Here is a 17,974-nt window from a genome sequence, read left to right as displayed (position 1 = left end):
ATATAGCTTATGTGAAAAACACAACTCGCAATGGCTCGAGTTGTGTTTTTCTTCGCGTTATCGACTGAAGTATTATGGATAAACTGAAAAAGAACAAAATAGATCTAATGCTCCAGATGTTGGTTACAAAGGAAAATGCCGTTTTTCGCTTTATTCATCTAACTTAAATCTGAGTTTAGTTTTTCTAAAAATAGCTTGACTTCTTTTAGTGTTGCGTATAATCTTTTTATTGGGCTCCTTGAAAAAGGAGAATGGCCGTGATTATTAATCGCTCCCCCTGCAAACAATATGCAGGAGGGGCTTTTTGTTTTTTATACATCTGACACGACTTTGGAGTGTCAGTATTTATTTTTTTAGTTAAGTACTACATAAAAATAGATGTGTAAGCTGCCAAGAAAACCTTCCATTCACATCAAAGAAAAAGTAAAAAGAAAAGTAAATAGAGATTGCGATCGTATAGCTATGAAAAACTCGTGAAAGATGCTTTTAGGTGAAAGTAAAACGAGGATCTCAAGGCTTTTCTTATTTTAATCGTATACGTATAAGAGGAGGAAATAACAAATGACAAAGTATATTTTTGTAACAGGTGGAGTAGTTTCTTCACTAGGGAAGGGTATTGTAGCTTCATCACTTGGAAGATTACTTAAAAACCGTGGATTACAAGTGACGATTCAAAAATTTGACCCATATTTAAATATCGACCCAGGTACAATGAGTCCTTATCAACATGGTGAAGTATTCGTAACAGATGACGGTGCTGAAGCAGACTTAGACTTAGGTCACTACGAACGTTTTATTGATATTAATTTAGGTAAACACTCTACAGTTACTTCTGGGCGTGTATACCAATCTGTTCTTGCGAAAGAACGTCGTGGCGATTATAACGGTAAAACTGTACAAGTTATTCCTCATGTAACAAACGAGATTAAAGATCGTATCCAACGTGCAGGTCGTGAAACAAATGCAGATATCGTTATTACAGAAGTTGGTGGTACTGTTGGCGATATCGAATCACTTCCTTTCTTAGAAGCAATTCGACAAATGCGATCTGATTTAGGTCATAAAAATGTTATGTACATACACTGTACATTAATTCCATATATTGCAGCTGCTGGTGAACTAAAAACAAAACCAACACAACATTCAGTTAAAGAATTACGCTCACTTGGTATTCAACCAAATATTATCGTAGTGCGTACAGAACAACCAGTTTCACAAGAGATGAGAGAAAAACTAGCTTTATTCTGTGACGTAACTGCCCGTGATATTATTGAATCTCGCGATGCAGAACATTTATATGAAATTCCATTAAATTTACACGCACAAGACTTTGACGATATTGTATTAGAGCATTTCGGTATTGAAGCACCTGAAGCAGATATGTCTGATTGGAAAGAACTTGTGAAAAGAGTAAAAAATCTTACGAACAAAACACGAATTGCACTTGTAGGTAAATATGTTGAACTTCAAGATGCTTATATTTCAGTTGTAGAAGCATTAAAACATGCTGGTTATGTATATGACTCAGAAATTGAAGTTGATTGGATTAATGCAGAACATGTAAATGTGGAAAATGTAAAAGAATTATTAAAAGACGCAGATGGTATTTTAGTACCTGGTGGATTTGGTGATCGAGGAATTGAAGGTAAAATCGCAGCGATTCAATATGCACGTGAAAACGATATTCCATTCCTTGGGATTTGTTTAGGTATGCAATTAGCAACAATTGAATTTGCTCGTAATGTTCTTGGTTTAGAAGGTGCACATTCTACTGAATTAAACAAAGAAACACCTTACCCAATCATCGACTTCTTACCAGATCAAAGCGATGAAATTGATTTAGGTGGAACTTTACGTTTAGGTTTATACCCATGTAAATTAAAAGACGGTTCTCGTGCAATGGAGGTCTACAATGATGAATTAGTTTACGAACGTCATCGTCACCGTTATGAGTTTAACAACGAATTCCGTGAAGCAATGGAAGCAGAAGGTCTTGTATTCTCTGGTACAAGCCCAGATAATCGCTTAGTAGAAATTATTGAGTTACCTGAGAAAAAATTCTTTATGGCATGTCAATTCCATCCAGAATTCGTTTCTCGTCCACAACGTCCACAACCATTATTCCGTGAGTTTGTAGGCGCAGCATTTAACAATAAATATTAATTAAAAAACCTCCAAATGTATAAAATGTGCATTTGGAGGTTTTTATTTAGATTTTAATGCTAGAGTAGTTCGTCACCATCATCAATCATTTCATCATAGCTTAATTTAATGGCTTCATAGATAAACAGTGCTGCCATTAAATGTGGGATTACTACACGATCTCCAAGTTTTGTAGGATGGGGTAAAATACCACCTTTAACTTTCATTGAGATGTATGTATAAGCCAAATCGCTTAATGGATTCTCTTCATCTGCCTTTTCACTTGCAACAGCAGCAAATGGAATAAAGTCTTCAGATAATTTTTTGGCAAGTGTGAGTGCTTGTTCGTTTTGGCTATTCTTTGTGAAAATACAAACACGATCTACATCGGTGATGACTGTTTCAGGCGTCCATTTTGCTAAATTTGTAAAAGGTTCTGAGCCGTGGAGGGCATTTAATTCAACTGATTGTAACTCATCAAAACATGCGAAATAGATTTTTCCTTCACCAACTGAAGCTTGAGCTAGTAGGCGAGCTGTTTCTTCTATTGCATCTTCTTCACTTTGAGCGATTCTTTGAAATAATCCTGTTAATTGGGTTGTAAGTATTTTCAATTCCGTTCACCTCTAGATGTATTATATATGTTCTTTATAAAAATAACATTTTTATGATTTTGTACAAATGGAGAGTATTTGAATAAGTGTGGGTAAACTAAATATAAACTTCACCCAAAGCTATAATTTTTCAATACTTCAATTTAGTTTTTTTCAATTTCTTCAATTAAACTAAAATTAAAATGAAGTTAAATATTGTAAAAATAATCTAAAATATGTTTCAACAGGTTGATATTAGGGAAATGAGTATTTAATAAGAAATGAATCTGTGTTTGGAATAGGGTGATTGTGTGAAGGAACTATTAATTGTAGATGACCATCAAGGTATAAGATTGTTATTAAAAGAAGTTTTTAATAAAGAAGGATATCTCGTTCATCTTGCAGCTAATGGGGCCGAGGCAATCCATATAGCAAAAAAAGAAAAAATTGATGGTGTATTACTAGATATGAAAATCCCAGATATGAGCGGATTAGAGATCATTAAGAAAATAAAAGGCATTAATTCTACCATTCCTATTATGATGATGTCCGGATTTTCTGAGGATAGTTTGAAAAAAAATGCAATGGATTATGGTGCAACTTATTTTTTTACAAAACCATTTAATATTCATGAAATTATTAATGGTGTGAAATCAGTTCTTTTGTAGTTGATCAACTTTATGGAAGTCCCTTTATAACAGTAAACATTGAAAATTTATATAACAATTGTCGCAATTTAGATCATAATAGCACACCATCTCACCCGACTTGTGAGTTGGTGTGCTTTTTGATAATATAAAATGGAATATTTAACTTCAATCAGCAGAAATATCCCACTATTTAAGTGGTGACATGATGCAAACAATATTTGATGAAAAAAATACTATCTCCAGGAGGATTTTCAAAATGCCATTAGTATCCATGAAAGAAATGTTAATCAAAGCAAAAAAAGAAGGCTATGCAGTAGGTCAATTTAATATTAATAACCTTGAATTTACTCAAGCGATTTTACAAGCGGCAGAAGAAGAAAAGTCTCCAGTTATCCTTGGTGTATCTGAAGGTGCAGGGAAATATATGGGCGGGTTTATTTCAGTAGTTCACATGGTTAAAGGTTTAATGGAAAGCTACAAAATTACTGTACCAGTTGCAATACACCTTGACCATGGTTCAAGTTTTGAAAAATGTAAAGAAGCAGTTGATGCAGGATTTACTTCTGTAATGATCGATGCTTCACATCATCCATTTGAAGAAAACGTTAAAATTACTTCACAAGTAGTTGAATATGCACATTCAAAAGGTGTTTCAGTAGAAGCTGAATTAGGTTCTGTTGGAGGAGACGAAGACGGAGTAATCGGTGGAATTATTTATGCAGACCCTGCAGAATGTAAATCACTTGTTGAGCAAACTGCTATCGATTGCTTAGCTCCAGCACTTGGTTCTGTTCACGGTCCATACAAAGGTGAACCAAACTTAGGTTTTGCTGAAATGGAAGAAATCTCAAATTTAACTGATATTCCTCTAGTTTTACACGGTGGAACAGGGATCCCAACTAAAGACATCCAACGTTCTATTTCATTAGGAACAGCTAAAATTAACGTAAATACAGAAAATCAAATTGCTGCAACAAAAGTGATTCGCGAAATTTTAAATAATGACCCAAAAGTATATGATCCACGTAAATACTTAGCTCCGGCACGCGATGCAATTAAAGCAACTGTAATTGGAAAAATGCGCGAATTTGGTAGTTCTCAAAAAGCCTAATTTAGAAATTCTAGGCTCATAGTAGGCTTTTGACACAATATGCTCATTTTGCATATGTTATTTAAAGATAAATAAGAGTAATAAATAAAAATCTTCTTCAACAAGATGTTAAATTTACCATAAAAGTGGATAAACTTAAAATCAAAGTAGAACGATTTACGGACCAGAAGATTTAGAAAGAAGTAGGTGTATTATCCTTATAAAATAATAATATGTGATGACTATACACTGCTTTTCTTAATTCATTTAAAATCGATGAATGATAATAGAGGAGAAGTGTCTGATTGTACACATTCAATCAGCCTTCTCTTTGTTTTTACTTCTTTCGAAATTTTTCGCTTTAACGTTTTTTCAGTCAATTCTAGGAGGAATGTAACATGAAATTTTTTATTGATACAGCTAATTTTGAAGAAATCAAAGAAGCACATTCTTGGGGAATCATTTCTGGAGTTACAACAAACCCATCATTAGTTGCAAAAGAGGAGAATATCTCATTCCATGATCGTCTTCGTGAAATTGCAGAACTTGTAGATGGTTCAGTTAGTGGGGAAGTGATTTCACTAGATGCTGATGGAATGATTAAAGAAGGTTTAGAACTAGCAGAAATCGCACCTAATATTACGGTAAAATTACCAATGTCACCAGATGGATTAAAAGCATGTAAATACTTTTCAGAAAAAGGTATTAAAACGAATGTCACATTGATTTTCAGTGCCAACCAAGCTTTAATGGCTGCACGTGCTGGAGCAACATATGTATCGCCATTTATCGGTCGTTTAGATGACATTGGCCATAATGGAGCTGATCTAATTTCTACAATTGCAGATATCTTTGCAATTCATAATATTGATACACAAATTATCGCTGCTTCCATACGTCATCCACAACACATACAGGATGCTGCATTAGCAGGTGCAGACATTGCAACAACACCATTTAAAGTATTGAAACAATTATTCCACCATCCACTAACTGACAAAGGGATAGAAGCCTTTTTAGCGGATTGGAAAAAGCGAGAAGGTCAATAATAAAGTTATGTTGTTTAAATAAATAATTTTAGGGTATTTATTAAAAAAATGGAAATAAGCATGAGAAAAGTTTCTTTCGACTTAATTGCGGACTAACATATAAAGTTTTAAAGTTTATGGAAGTCCCTATAGGAAAGACCGCAGACATATTATAGGTCAAAAAGTATCTTTCTAAGTTCGATTAGTGATTTTCTTATGTATAGATTTCTCGTTCGTACCTATATTTATGAACTGCCCAAATAAATGAATAGGTACAAATACAAAAATTGTTGAAGTTGACTATACTAAGGGAAACTTTCCAATTACGAGGGAGAACGCGTTATGGAAGTATATAAAATTATTGGCGAGAATCGTCTAAAAGGTACAATCAAAGTCAGCGGAGCAAAAAATAGTGCAGTGGCATTAATTCCAGCATCAATTCTGGCTAACTCCTCAGTTACCATCGGTGGTATACCTGAAATTGCTGATGCTTGGACATTAAAAGCGTTGTTGGAAGAAATCGGTGGAGAAGTTACTTTTGAAAACGGACAAATGGTTATTGATCCGTCAAACATGCTTGCAATCCCTTTACCTAATGGTAATGTAAAGAAACTTAGGGCTTCTTATTACTTAATGGGGGCAATGCTTGGTCGATTTAAAAAGGCTGTTGTAGGGTTACCTGGAGGCTGTTTCCTAGGTCCACGCCCGATTGATCAACATATTAAAGGGTTTGAAGCTTTAGGTGCAAAAGTAACGAATGAACATGGAGCAATCTATTTACGTGCAGATGAGTTAAGAGGTGCGAAAATTTATTTGGACGTTGCAAGTGTTGGGGCAACAATTAACATTATGCTTGCGGCAGTTCGAGCAAAAGGGCGCACAGTCATTGAAAATGCTGCAAAAGAACCAGAAATTATTGATGTAGCTACACTATTAACGAATATGGGTGCAAACATTAAAGGTGCTGGTACGAGTGTAATCCGAATAGATGGTGTAGATGAACTTCACGGGACAAAACATACCATTATTCCAGATCGCATAGAAGCGGCAACTTTTATGATTATGGCAGCAGCAATTGGTGATGGAATCACAATTGATAATATTATCCCTCTACACTTAGAAGCAGTGATCGCAAAACTCCGTGAAATGGGTGTAAAAGTAATTGAAGGTGAAGAAAGTGTATTCATTCCAAAAACTGACACTTTACAAGCCGTAGATGTTAAAACACTTGTCTATCCCGGTATTCCCACAGACGTACAACAACCACTTTCTGTTTTAATGACTCAAGCCATCGGAACATCAAAAGTGACAGACACAATTTATTCAGCACGTTTTAAACATATAGATGAATTACGTCGAATGAATGCTACTGCAAAAGTAGAAGGAAACACAGCTATTATCCAAGGTCCTTCACAATTACATGGCTCATCAGTTACTGCAACTGATCTAAGAGCGGGTGCAGCACTAGTATTAGCAGGCTTAATTGCTGAAGGGGAAACGATTATTCACGAAATTCACCATATTGAACGTGGATATAGTTCATTAATAGAAAAACTGAATTCACTTGGTGCTAATATACGTCGAGAAACGATTGCTGTTAGCTCTTTAGAATTACAGGAATAAATTTGTACGAACGCGATAATGTTTTTATGTTACAATATAACGTGACATGAATTCGGGTAACCGAATTAGGAGGATATATAGAATGGAACGCAGTTTAACAATGGAAGTTGTCCGCGTTACGGAAGCAGCAGCAATTGCTTCTGCTAAATGGATGGGACGCGGATTAAAAGATGAAGCAGACGACGCAGCAACAACAGCAATGAGAGCTTTATTTGATACAATCCCTATGCACGGTACTGTTGTTATAGGTGAAGGTGAAATGGACGAAGCACCTATGCTGTATATTGGAGAAGAATTAGGTCTTCGTAATGGTGGCCCAGATGTAGATATTGCAGTAGATCCACTTGAGGGGACAAATATTGTTGCAAAAGGAACAAATGGTGCAATGACTGTATTAGCTATTGCTGATCGCGGTAATTTATTGAACGCGCCTGATATGTATATGGATAAGTTAGCAGTTGGTCCTGAAGCTGCTGGGAAAGTTGACATTAACGCATCTGTTACAGAAAATTTACATGCTGTAGCAAAAGCGAAAAATAAAGATATTACAGACGTGGTTGCAATTCTGCTTGATCGCCCTCGTCACCAACATATTGTAGATGAGATTCGAGCAGCTGGTGCTAGAATTAAATTTATTCAAGATGGTGACGTGAGTGCTGCAATTAATACAGCGTTCGATGAAACTGGAATTGATATTATGTTTGGTATGGGCGGTGCTCCAGAAGGTGTTATATCTGCAGTTGCCCTGAAGTGTTTAGGCGGAGATTTCCAAGCTAGATTAGTACCGGAAAATGATGAACAACGTGAACGATGTGAGAAAATGGGGATCGATGTTTCAAAAGTGCTTTACTTAGAAGACTTAGTTAAAGGTGATGACGCTATTTTTGCAGCAACAGCTGTAACAGATAGTGAGTTACTAAAAGGTGTTCAATATAAAGGTGCATATTGTTTAACAAATTCTTTAGTAATGCGTGCTAAAACTGGTACTGTACGTTTTATTGAAGGACGCCACAATATCGATAAAAAACCTAGATATGTTTAACTTCATTCAGTAATAGAATTCCAGTTCTATAATTGGTGATATGAATACACCCAGTCAATCCGTTCTGTGTGTTTAATTTGCAACTGAATGAAGTTAAAGCCTCCGGCGGATGCCACAGATTTTTAAAGGTAATTATCGAGCAAAGCTCGAAAAAGTCTGGGCACAAATACGCCAAGGCGTATTTGATTAACTTCTAAACTATGATGTCTGATAATATGATATAGTTAACCCGATGTAATTGTTGGAAACTCCCACCTTTAATTAAAGGTGTTTAAGTTGCGATAACAAACGGTTTAACGAATAATTAATGGGAAAACCCACTAATTGAGTTTCACATTATCAGACATCCTTCCTACAAAACTTTCATTTTTAACCCTACAGTTAGACTAATTCCAAAGTGTAGAAAATTAAAACTAAAAAGACTGGAGTCATGCTATGTCAGCACTTACTATAGCTCAGTTAGAGAATATGACATTAAAAGAGTTATACTCTCTTGCACGTGATTATAAAATTTCATATTATAGTAAATTAACAAAAAAAGAATTAATTTTTGCTATTTTAAAATCTCGTTCTGAACAAGAAGGCTTTTTCTTTATGGAAGGTGTTCTTGAAATTGTTTCAAGTGAAGGTTTCGGATTCCTAAGACCTATTAACTATTCACCTTCAAAAGAAGATATTTATATCTCTGCTTCTCAAATTCGACGTTTCGATCTTCGAAATGGAGACAAAGTATCTGGTAAAGTACGACCACCAAAGGAAAATGAACGATATTTTGGGTTATTACAAGTAGATGCAGTAAATGGCGAAGATCCTGAAATTGCAAAAGAACGAGTTCACTTCCCAGCGTTAACACCACTTTACCCAGATCGTCATATTAAACTTGAAACGGAACCAAATAAATTATCTACACGCATAATGGACTTAGTTGCCCCTGTTGGATTTGGACAACGTGGATTAATCGTAGCTCCGCCAAAAGCCGGTAAAACTTCGCTTCTAAAAGAAATAGCGAATGCGATTACAACAAATTATCCAGAAGCTGAGTTAATTGTTTTGTTAATAGACGAGCGTCCTGAAGAGGTTACTGATATTGAGCGTTCAGTGAATGCTGATGTAGTAAGTTCTACATTCGACGAATTACCAGAAAACCACGTAAAAGTGGCAGAGCTTGTATTAGAGAGAGCACGTCGTTTAGTAGAGCATAAACGTGATGTAATCATCTTAATGGATTCTATTACACGTCTTGCTCGTGCATATAACTTAGTCATTCCTCCAAGTGGAAGAACACTTTCAGGTGGTATAGACCCAGCAGCATTCCATAGACCAAAACGTTTCTTTGGATCAGCACGTAATATTGAAGATGGTGGTAGTTTAACTATTCTTGCAACTGCACTAGTTGACACTGGTTCTCGTATGGATGAGGTAATTTATGAGGAATTTAAAGGGACAGGCAACCTTGAACTCCACTTAGATCGAAATCTTGCAGAACGCCGTATATTCCCAGCTCTTGATATTCGCCGCTCAGGTACACGTAAAGAAGAGTTGCTAATCCCAAGTGAGCAATTAGAAAAATTATGGGCGATTCGTAAAACGTTTACAGATGCTCCTGATTTCACAGAGCGTTTCTTAAAGAAACTTCGTGGTTCTAAAACAAATGAAGAATTCTTCGATAAGTTAAATGAAGAAATGAAGAAAGCAACTAAGGGTAAAGGGCTATTATAAAGATACTTAGATAGCCAAAAATAGGAATATTATAAACCCTTGCATTCAATTTTAATTCTTGTTATAATTTTTCAGTATGCAACGTGCACATATGTAGTCGACATATTCGGGCTATGTAAGGTGCAGTTCGAATAATTACTCTGTTCCAGATGGTTCAGGGCGAGAGGAGAAACGAATATGAAACAAGGAATTCATCCAAATTACAAAACTGCAACAGTAACGTGCTCTTGCGGTAACACTTTTGAAACAGGTTCAGTAAAAGAAAAAATCGTAGTAGAGTTCTGCAACGAATGTCACCCATTCTATACTGGCCGTCAAAAATTCGCGTCTGCTGACGGACGTGTGGATCGTTTCAACAAAAAATACGGTCTTAAATAAGATGAAATTTAAAATGCCTGCCATCCTAATGGCAGGCATTTTTTGACGGAAAAGGACTTTTTATTGAATTGAGTCTTGTTACATAAATAGTAGTAAATGAGCACACAAGGAGTTATTCGGGCTTTATTGAGACAATTTAGAGTGAGAAATTCTTTGAAATGTCTCAAATGCAGGTGTAATGAGACATTTGTTGAATGGGATGAGCTCGAAATGTCTCAAAAGCGTGTGATATGAGACATTTAGGTAGGGAAAACAACCTGAAATGTCCCAAAACCAGTAGTTATGAGACATTTGGTAAGGGAAAACATCCTGAAATGTCTCAAAACCGCGTGATATGAGACATTTAGGTAGGAAAATCTTCCTGAAATGTCCTAAAACCAGTAGTTATGAGACATTTGGGTAGAGAAATCACATTGAAATATCCCAAAACCATGCGATATGAGACATTTAGTTAAAGAATTCACCTTAAAATGTCTCAAACCCCGAAGTAACGAAGATATTCCAACAGTACCCAACGTAAAACGCAATACATACTTAACAATCATCACTTTACATAACTCATTCAAGGATAGTATAGATATGGGTGAGCTAATTATAGAAATGAGGTAGAAGTTTAATGGCGCAGTTATTTTTCAAACATGGTGCAATGAATAGTGGAAAATCTATTGAAATTCTTAAAGTTGCACATAATTATGAAGAACAGAAAAAACCAGTATTACTCTTTACTTCTGGAATAGATGATCGGGATGAAGTAGGTTATGTATCAAGTAGAATTGGCTTAAGAAGAAAAGTAATTCCTGTTTTCAACCACACAAACTTATTTGAGTACGTAAAGCACCATCATGAAGAAAACGAAAAACTTTATTGTGTGTTAATTGATGAAGTGCAATTCCTAAGCAAAGACCAAGTATTACAATTAACTAAAATTGTGGATGAATTAAATATTCCAGTTATGGGCTTCGGCTTAAAAAATGACTTCCAAAATGAACTTTTCGAAGGTAGCCGCTACATGCTCATCTATGCTGATAAAATAGAAGAAATGAAAACAATCTGCTGGTTCTGCCATAAAAAAGCTACGATGAACCTTAGAGTAGATGAGAATCAAAAACCAGTTTACACTGGTGAGCAAATTCACATTGGTGGTAATGATTCATATTATCCAGTTTGTAGAAGATGCCATGCGAATCCGCCGCTTTAATCAAGTATTGTTACAATTTAAAAGCACTTATTTCTAATTTTCATTTCCTTAAATACAATGATGACTTTCAATTTCATTTTTCCATAACACTAGCGATATAGCATAATTTTCTATATACTAATGTAGTGGTTTTTCAATAGACGACGGCCAATGCCGATTATAAAATAAACAAAATTAGAGCGAACAATAGAGGTGAAGTACATGTTTGATCGATTACAAGCGGTTGAAGATCGTTATGAACGTTTAAATGAATTACTAAGCGATCCAGACATCGTAAGCGATAGCAAAAAACTTCGTGAATATTCAAAGGAACAATCTGATATTCAGGAAATGGTTGAAGTATATCGTCAGTATAAACAAGTAAAACAACAATTAGCAGAAGCAAAAGAAATGCTTGATCTAGAAAAAGATCCTGAAATGCATGAACTAGTAAAAGAAGAATTTAACGAATTGAACGCACAAATTCCACAACTAGAAGAACGCCTTAAAATCTTGCTAATTCCAAAAGACCCGAACGACGATAAAAACGTAATTATGGAGATTCGTGGTGCTGCTGGTGGTGACGAAGCGAATATATTCGCTGGAGACCTTTTCCGTATGTATACGCGTTATGCTGAAACACAGGGTTGGAAAATTGATATAATGGAAGCCTCTCCAAACCCAGCAGGTGGTTATAAAGAAGTAATCTTCATGATCAATGGTCAAGGTGCTTACTCAAGATTTAAATATGAAAATGGTGCACACCGCGTACAACGTGTACCAGCTACGGAATCTCAAGGTCGTATCCATACTTCAACTGCAACAGTTGCTTGTTTACCTGAAGTTGAAGAAGTAGATGTTGAAATACATGAAAAAGATATCCGTGTAGATACATTCGCATCTTCTGGTGCGGGTGGTCAGTCCGTAAATACAACGATGTCTGCCGTTCGTATGACCCATTTACCAACGGGTGTTGTTGTATCTATGCAGGATGAACGTTCACAAATTAAAAACCGTGAAAAAGCAATGAAAATATTACGTGCACGAGTTGCTGATATGTATATGCAAGAGGCTCAAAAAGAAATCGACGCAACACGTAAATCTGCTGTAGGTACAGGAGACCGTTCTGAACGTATTCGCACATATAACTATCCACAAAACCGTGTCACAGACCATCGCATTGGCTTAACGATTCAAAAATTGGATCAAATTATGGAAGGTAAGCTTGATGAAATCTTCGATGCACTTATTTTAGAAGACCAATCTGCGAAATTAGCAAATTTAAATGATGAAGCTTAATACAAATTTTGAGGCCCTTAATTGGGCTTCTTCTTTTTTAATGGAAAATGGTCGTGATGAAAATGCTGCAAGAATTTTACTGCAACATGTTTTAGAAACAAACTATTCAGGGTTAATGATGCGAATGCATGAGCCTATCACCGAAGCAGATTTAAATCGTTTTGAACAATTTGTAAATGAACATGCAAAAGGAAAACCTGTGCAATATTTAATTGGCTACGAAGAATTTTATGGTAGAAAATTCCAAGTTGATGAGTCAGTATTAATTCCACGTCCAGAAACAGAAGAATTAATCTTAGGTACACTGGATCGAATAAAACGTATATTTGGCCAAAATAAAGAAATTAATCTAGTGGATATTGGAACTGGAAGCGGAGCAATTGCAATCACGATGAAACTTGAACTTCCAACAGCTAAAGTAACAGCAACAGATATTTCACAAGACGCTCTTAATACGGCCAAGAGAAACGCAAATGAACTCCAAGCTAAAATCGATTTTCGTTTAGGGGATTTGACGAATCCAATCCAAAACGAAAAATGGGATGTTGTTTTATCCAACCCTCCATACATTGCTTTTGATGAAGCGGTTGATATGTCCGAGGTTGTATTAAAACACGAGCCACATACAGCTCTTTTTGCTGAAGAAAATGGGTTAATTCTTTATAGGAAACTAGCAGAAAACCTTCCAAATCTATTAAATAAACCAGCTTTAATTGGTTTAGAAATAGGTTATACACAAGGTGAAAAAGTGGCAAATTTCTTTAAAAATAGTTTTCCACAAGCAAAAATTGAAATAGTAAAAGATATTAACAAAAAAAATAGAATGATTTTTTGTGAAATAGATGTATAAAAACATTCCTTTCTGACAATCATGGTGTCAGGGAGGAATGAAACTATGTTAAACGATTACGAGATTACAAGATTAGAAAATCCAATTAAATATCATCCAATCATTAGTGTATTAAGATTAGTGGCTAGTGCAGTTGCAGTTTACTGTATCATTCTTATGGCTCCACAAGTGATGGAACAATTCTATGAAACTCGCGATAGTTTAGTAGATGATTCATTGAAAATTAGAGTAATAGCAAATAGTAATACAGTAGCAGATCAACAATTAAAAGAAGAAATGGTTGAAAGCTTATCTCCAATTTTTTCTGAAATTAAACAAAATGAACTTTTAGCTTTAAGTAATGACGAAACAATTGCAAAATTATACTTTGCAATTGAGCAAAATTATGCTGATCAAGATGTGAAAATAACAGTTGGTAAGCATTTGATTCCTGCAAAAGTGGATGTGAATTATTTTTATCCACAAAGTTTATATAATTCTTTAGTTGTAACAATTGGTGATGGACGTGGGGATAACTTTTGGTGCAGTATTTTCCCAAATATTTGTGAAGGTCCAAGCAGTGCAGAAAAAGAAAATGTTGAAGAAGAGAAAGAAGAAACTGAAGTAGTATTCGTAATTTGGGAATGGTTTTTAAGTCTATTTGGTTTATAGAAGAAAGATTTACTGGATAAAGTATTCACAATGAAAGAATAAATTGTCCACATGTTGTGAATAAGTATAGAGTTAACTCGTTGAAATAAGGAAGTGTGAGCATGAAAACGTCTTGTATTTCTGTGAATAATGATGTGGATAAGTCGGAAGCTTATCAACAGGCTGTGGATTTATTAAATAAGGGTGAAGTCGTTGCATTTCCAACTGAAACGGTTTATGGTTTGGGAGCTATTGCAACAAATAACGAGGCTGTAAATAAAATCTTTGCAGCAAAAGGTCGCCCTTCAGATAATCCACTTATCGTACATATTGGATCTATTGAAGAAGTATCAACATATATAGAAGAAATTCCAGAAATTGCTATAAAGTGTATGGAAAAATTTTGGCCAGGCCCGCTAACAATTGTAATGAAAGCCAAAAAAAATGTTCTTGCTAAAAGTGTAACTGCTGGTCTTACGACAGTGGGGCTACGTATGCCTGACCACCCAGTTGCTTTAAATTTATTACAACTACTAAAACAACCAGTTGCTGCTCCAAGTGCAAACAAAAGTGGTAAGCCAAGTCCAACTAAAGCAGAACATGTAGAAGAAGATTTACAGGGACTTATTCCATTAATTCTTGATGGTGGTCCAACAGGAATTGGATTGGAATCGACTGTACTTGATGTAACGGTAACCCCCCCAGCTATTTTACGTCCAGGTGGGGTTACGAAGGAAATGTTAGAGGAAGTTATTGGAGAGGTGAACCAACCAACGTTATCCCAGCAAGACAAGAAGGAAACACCAAAAGCACCAGGTATGAAATATACTCACTATGCACCAAATGCGCCAGTATACTTAATCGAACAAGATTTACCGACAGTCGAGAAAGCAATCGAACAATTACGCCAAGAAGGTGAAATTATCGCTTTACTAGCTCCAAGTGAGTTTGAAGAGTTAAAAGCAGACTATTTCTTTTCATTTGGACAAGATGGAGATAAAGATGAAATAGGTGTAAAACTATACGATGACTTACGTGCATGTGATAAAACAAATGCATCGATTATTCTAGCAACGACTACATCTACCGATGGAGTTGGTGCAGCCATTATGAACCGACTTGAAAAAGCAGCTGGAGGGAAATGGTATCAGTTGAAATAAGTTGTTTTAAATTATTCAAACAGTGTCCACCTTATAAATTTGGTGGATTTTTTTATGTAGTCGAAAAAAGAGTAGCTTATTCGAACCTATTTATTCATTAAGAAAAATAATTTGTGTTTTACAAAATATGAAACAATAAAATAGAATAAAAATGATAATACTTGTCTCTTTCGCATAAAATGGTAGAAATTATACCAAAGGAAAGAGGACGAGCTTGCAGGAAATTCTAATAGGACTCGTAGTAGCACTTGATGTAGTTGCGTTATATTTACTGCTTTCAACAGTTAAGCAACGATTTTTTTTGGCACTTTGGACAGCCCTATTACACATGATATTTCCGATTATTGGATTTACAATTGGAAATATGATGGTTGCAATTTTAATGCAATGGTCGAATATTATTTCGAGCATTTTATTGTTCTTTATAGGTTTACACTTGATACTTTCTACACACAATAGACAAATTACACCGATTCCAGTATGGATATTGGCTATTTCAGCGAGTTTAGATACCTTTTCAGTAAGCATATCTTTTGGTATGCTTAATTTACAGAAATATTTATTTATTATCAGTGCAGGTATTTGGACTTTTGTCTTATCTTATATTTCATTAACTCTTGCGAGAAGAAGCCAGCGTTCTTTTAAAGGTCAGTCATTAAAATGGATCGCCGGAATTTCTTTGATGACTTTTAGCGTCTATGCTTTACTCAATAATTAGAAAACAAAATACGTAAGTGAATTGTGAGGCGGCAGCATGAATATTTATTTTATTTGTACTGGAAATACTTGTCGTAGTCCAATGGCAGAAGCAATCTTAAAACATAAGAATATAAAAGGTGTCGAAGTAAAGTCAGCAGGAATCTATGCATTAGAAGGGGGAGGGATTTCTGAAAACTCTAGAGCAGTTCTCTCTAATGAAGGGATTGATTTTGACCACAAAACAAGCCAAGTAAATAAGAATGATATTGAATGGGCTGACTTAATTTTAACCATGACACTTGCACATAAAGAAATGATTGTTCGTTCATTTCCAAGCGCAGAAGGAAAAACATATACACTGAAAGAATATGTAACACCATATAGTTCAAAAGATGTTTCAGATCCTTTCGGTGGTGATATGTTTACATATGCACAAACTTATCAAGAACTAAAAAAACTAATAGATGAACTAGAAAACAAAATAACTGGAGGCTAGTCTTATGAATCAGAAAGGTAAGAATGCTTTTAGCTTGCGGAAGAAACTCATATTATTTGTAACAATTTTAGCGTTAATTACTTACTCGACAAGCTTTGTTTTTATTCGTTATTTACATCCATACTTTTTTGCTCAGTTTGATTTTTTATCTAATAAGGTTTGGTTTGAAATCTGTACATATTTATTAGGTATTATTTGGTCTGGTATTTTAGCTGCGATATTATCAGTTATTATTACAAAGCCTTTACAGAGATTAGAAGCAACTGCAAGACGTGTTTCTGAAGGGAAAATTGGACATGATGTTGAGATGCCGAAAACTCGTGATGAAATCCAATCCGTAGCTGAAGCGTTCCAGTTAATGATTGTGAATCTTCGTCAAATGGTAGAGAGTATTGATACAAATTTCCAAAAGACGAACTCAGCAATTATTGATTTATCTGAACAAACTACATCTGCTGCCAGTCAAGCAGAAGGAATTGCAAGAACGGTAAGTCAAATTTCCCAAGGTGCTGAACAATCTGCAGAAGCGGTACAAGGAACAGTAGAAGCAATAGAAGATGTTCGTGAACTAGCTTCTGAAGTAAATGCTCGTGCATTGAATTCTGCCACTCAGTCAAAACAGATTATTCAAGAATTAGAAACGACAACAGATTCAATTCAAGGACTAGTTAATAGTATCCGACAAATCGTAACAGGTAATGAAGAAGCATTAAAAAACATTCACCAATTAGAAAAAAATGCAGAACAAATTGAAAGAATTATTGGTTTAGTAGGTGACATTGCTGCCCAAACAAACCTATTAGCTTTAAATGCTTCAATTGAAGCGGCTCGCGCTGGAGAACATGGTAAAGGTTTCGCAGTAGTAGCTGAAGAGGTTCGCAGTTTAGCAGATGAGAGTGCTAAAGCAGTAAAAGGCATTACTTCCTTAATTCAAACTATGCAAGAAAACGTTCACATTGTTGTTAAACAGATGAATGAACAAGTGACATTTGCAGTGAAAGAGTCAGCTAAAGTTTCTGAGACAACAAGATTAGTAGAAAGTATGGCTACGAATGTACATAGTATGGCAGATGCTGTCGTTGATATTTCTGGATTAGTTGAAAAGCAAATGAAGAATATTGAAACAACTGCTCACCAATCTCAAGAAGTAGCTGCGATTGCAGAGCAAACTTCAGCTGGTGCAGAAGAAGTGCGTAGTTCAACAGAAGAACAAGCTTATGCAATCGAACAAATCGAAAAACTTTCTCGTGATTTAAAATCACAATCAGAACAGCTGTATAAAGTGATCCAACAATTTGACAGAACAAATTAATAAAATAGATAGCACACAATCCAATTTGGAAAAAGGTAATCCAGATTGGTTGTGTGCTTTTTTCATTTTTAACCATAGTTATTTTC

General features: G+C 35.3%; 17 protein-coding genes. 16 read left to right on the top strand and 1 reads right to left on the bottom strand.

The genetic code is table 11. From position 1 onward, the window contains the following. Window positions 1–561: 561 nt before the first annotated feature. On the top strand, window positions 562–2,163 hold the full coding sequence (locus ACOQFO_RS14995) for a CTP synthase (RefSeq protein WP_421690479.1): 1,602 nt from the start codon (window positions 562–564) through the stop codon (window positions 2,161–2,163). 59 nt (window positions 2,164–2,222) lie between these two features. Here ACOQFO_RS14995 and ACOQFO_RS14990 read toward each other — a convergent pair whose 3' ends face one another. Then, the gene (locus ACOQFO_RS14990) at window positions 2,223–2,756 is read right to left on the bottom strand and encodes a DUF2529 family protein (RefSeq protein ID WP_421690478.1); all 534 of its coding nucleotides are present in this window, start codon (window positions 2,754–2,756) and stop codon (window positions 2,223–2,225) included. A 290-nt stretch (window positions 2,757–3,046) separates the two neighbouring features. On the opposite strand from ACOQFO_RS14990, the gene ACOQFO_RS14985 reads away from it, so the two are divergent. The 15 genes from ACOQFO_RS14985 (at window position 3,047) to ACOQFO_RS14915 (ending at window position 17,888) form a co-directional block, all read left to right on the top strand. Next, window positions 3,047–3,403 carry a response regulator gene (locus ACOQFO_RS14985; RefSeq protein WP_421690477.1) on the top strand — a complete coding sequence of 119 codons (357 nt, stop codon included), beginning with the start codon at window positions 3,047–3,049 and terminating at the stop codon, window positions 3,401–3,403. A 238-nt stretch (window positions 3,404–3,641) separates the two neighbouring features. Continuing rightward, complete coding sequence (locus ACOQFO_RS14980; protein WP_421690476.1) at window positions 3,642–4,496, top strand: class II fructose-bisphosphate aldolase; 855 nt, start codon at window positions 3,642–3,644, stop codon at window positions 4,494–4,496. Between the two features lie 377 nt (window positions 4,497–4,873). Continuing rightward, the gene (gene fsa, locus ACOQFO_RS14975; protein WP_421690475.1) at window positions 4,874–5,524 is read left to right on the top strand and encodes a fructose-6-phosphate aldolase; all 651 of its coding nucleotides are present in this window, start codon (window positions 4,874–4,876) and stop codon (window positions 5,522–5,524) included. A gap of 321 nt (window positions 5,525–5,845) precedes the next feature. Then, window positions 5,846–7,126 (top strand): UDP-N-acetylglucosamine 1-carboxyvinyltransferase, encoded by a 1,281-nt coding sequence (locus ACOQFO_RS14970; protein WP_421690474.1) that lies wholly within the window; start codon window positions 5,846–5,848, stop codon window positions 7,124–7,126. A gap of 82 nt (window positions 7,127–7,208) precedes the next feature. Continuing rightward, window positions 7,209–8,168 carry a class II fructose-bisphosphatase gene (glpX, locus tag ACOQFO_RS14965; protein WP_421690473.1) on the top strand — a complete coding sequence of 320 codons (960 nt, stop codon included), beginning with the start codon at window positions 7,209–7,211 and terminating at the stop codon, window positions 8,166–8,168. A 435-nt stretch (window positions 8,169–8,603) separates the two neighbouring features. Then, window positions 8,604–9,887, top strand: a complete 1,284-nt coding sequence (gene rho, locus ACOQFO_RS14960; protein ID WP_421690472.1) for a transcription termination factor Rho — start codon at window positions 8,604–8,606, stop codon at window positions 9,885–9,887. Between the two features lie 177 nt (window positions 9,888–10,064). Continuing rightward, window positions 10,065–10,265 carry a 50S ribosomal protein L31 gene (gene rpmE, locus ACOQFO_RS14955; RefSeq protein ID WP_421690471.1) on the top strand — a complete coding sequence of 67 codons (201 nt, stop codon included), beginning with the start codon at window positions 10,065–10,067 and terminating at the stop codon, window positions 10,263–10,265. Between the two features lie 616 nt (window positions 10,266–10,881). Then, complete coding sequence (locus tag ACOQFO_RS14950) at window positions 10,882–11,463, top strand: thymidine kinase (RefSeq protein WP_421690470.1); 582 nt, start codon at window positions 10,882–10,884, stop codon at window positions 11,461–11,463. A gap of 201 nt (window positions 11,464–11,664) precedes the next feature. Then, window positions 11,665–12,741, top strand: coding sequence for a peptide chain release factor 1 (gene prfA / locus ACOQFO_RS14945; RefSeq protein ID WP_421690469.1), 1,077 nt, complete (start codon window positions 11,665–11,667; stop codon window positions 12,739–12,741). Then, window positions 12,728–13,591: a peptide chain release factor N(5)-glutamine methyltransferase gene (gene prmC / locus ACOQFO_RS14940; RefSeq protein ID WP_421690468.1), complete on the top strand. Its 864-nt coding sequence runs from the start codon at window positions 12,728–12,730 to the stop codon at window positions 13,589–13,591. Before prfA ends, prmC begins: the two co-directional genes overlap by 14 nt. 45 nt (window positions 13,592–13,636) lie before the next feature. Continuing rightward, window positions 13,637–14,242, top strand: coding sequence for a stage II sporulation protein R (locus ACOQFO_RS14935; RefSeq protein WP_421690467.1), 606 nt, complete (start codon window positions 13,637–13,639; stop codon window positions 14,240–14,242). Window positions 14,243–14,343: 101 nt separating this feature from the next. Then, the gene (locus ACOQFO_RS14930; RefSeq protein ID WP_421690466.1) at window positions 14,344–15,381 is read left to right on the top strand and encodes an L-threonylcarbamoyladenylate synthase; all 1,038 of its coding nucleotides are present in this window, start codon (window positions 14,344–14,346) and stop codon (window positions 15,379–15,381) included. Window positions 15,382–15,595: 214 nt separating this feature from the next. Next, a complete protein-coding gene (locus ACOQFO_RS14925) occupies window positions 15,596–16,099 on the top strand; it encodes a manganese efflux pump MntP family protein (RefSeq protein WP_421690465.1) in 504 nt (167 codons plus the stop codon). Window positions 16,100–16,135: 36 nt separating this feature from the next. Further along, on the top strand, window positions 16,136–16,576 hold the full coding sequence (locus ACOQFO_RS14920; protein ID WP_421690464.1) for a low molecular weight protein arginine phosphatase: 441 nt from the start codon (window positions 16,136–16,138) through the stop codon (window positions 16,574–16,576). A gap of 4 nt (window positions 16,577–16,580) precedes the next feature. Then, window positions 16,581–17,888 (top strand): methyl-accepting chemotaxis protein, encoded by a 1,308-nt coding sequence (locus tag ACOQFO_RS14915; protein WP_421690463.1) that lies wholly within the window; start codon window positions 16,581–16,583, stop codon window positions 17,886–17,888. Window positions 17,889–17,974: the final 86 nt, after the last annotated feature.

It is taken from the genome of Ureibacillus sp. MALMAid1270 (assembly GCF_049202975.1).
Taxonomy (GTDB): Bacteria; Bacillota; Bacilli; order Bacillales_A; family Planococcaceae; genus Ureibacillus.
This window is presented reverse-complemented; position numbering and strand designations above follow the sequence as displayed.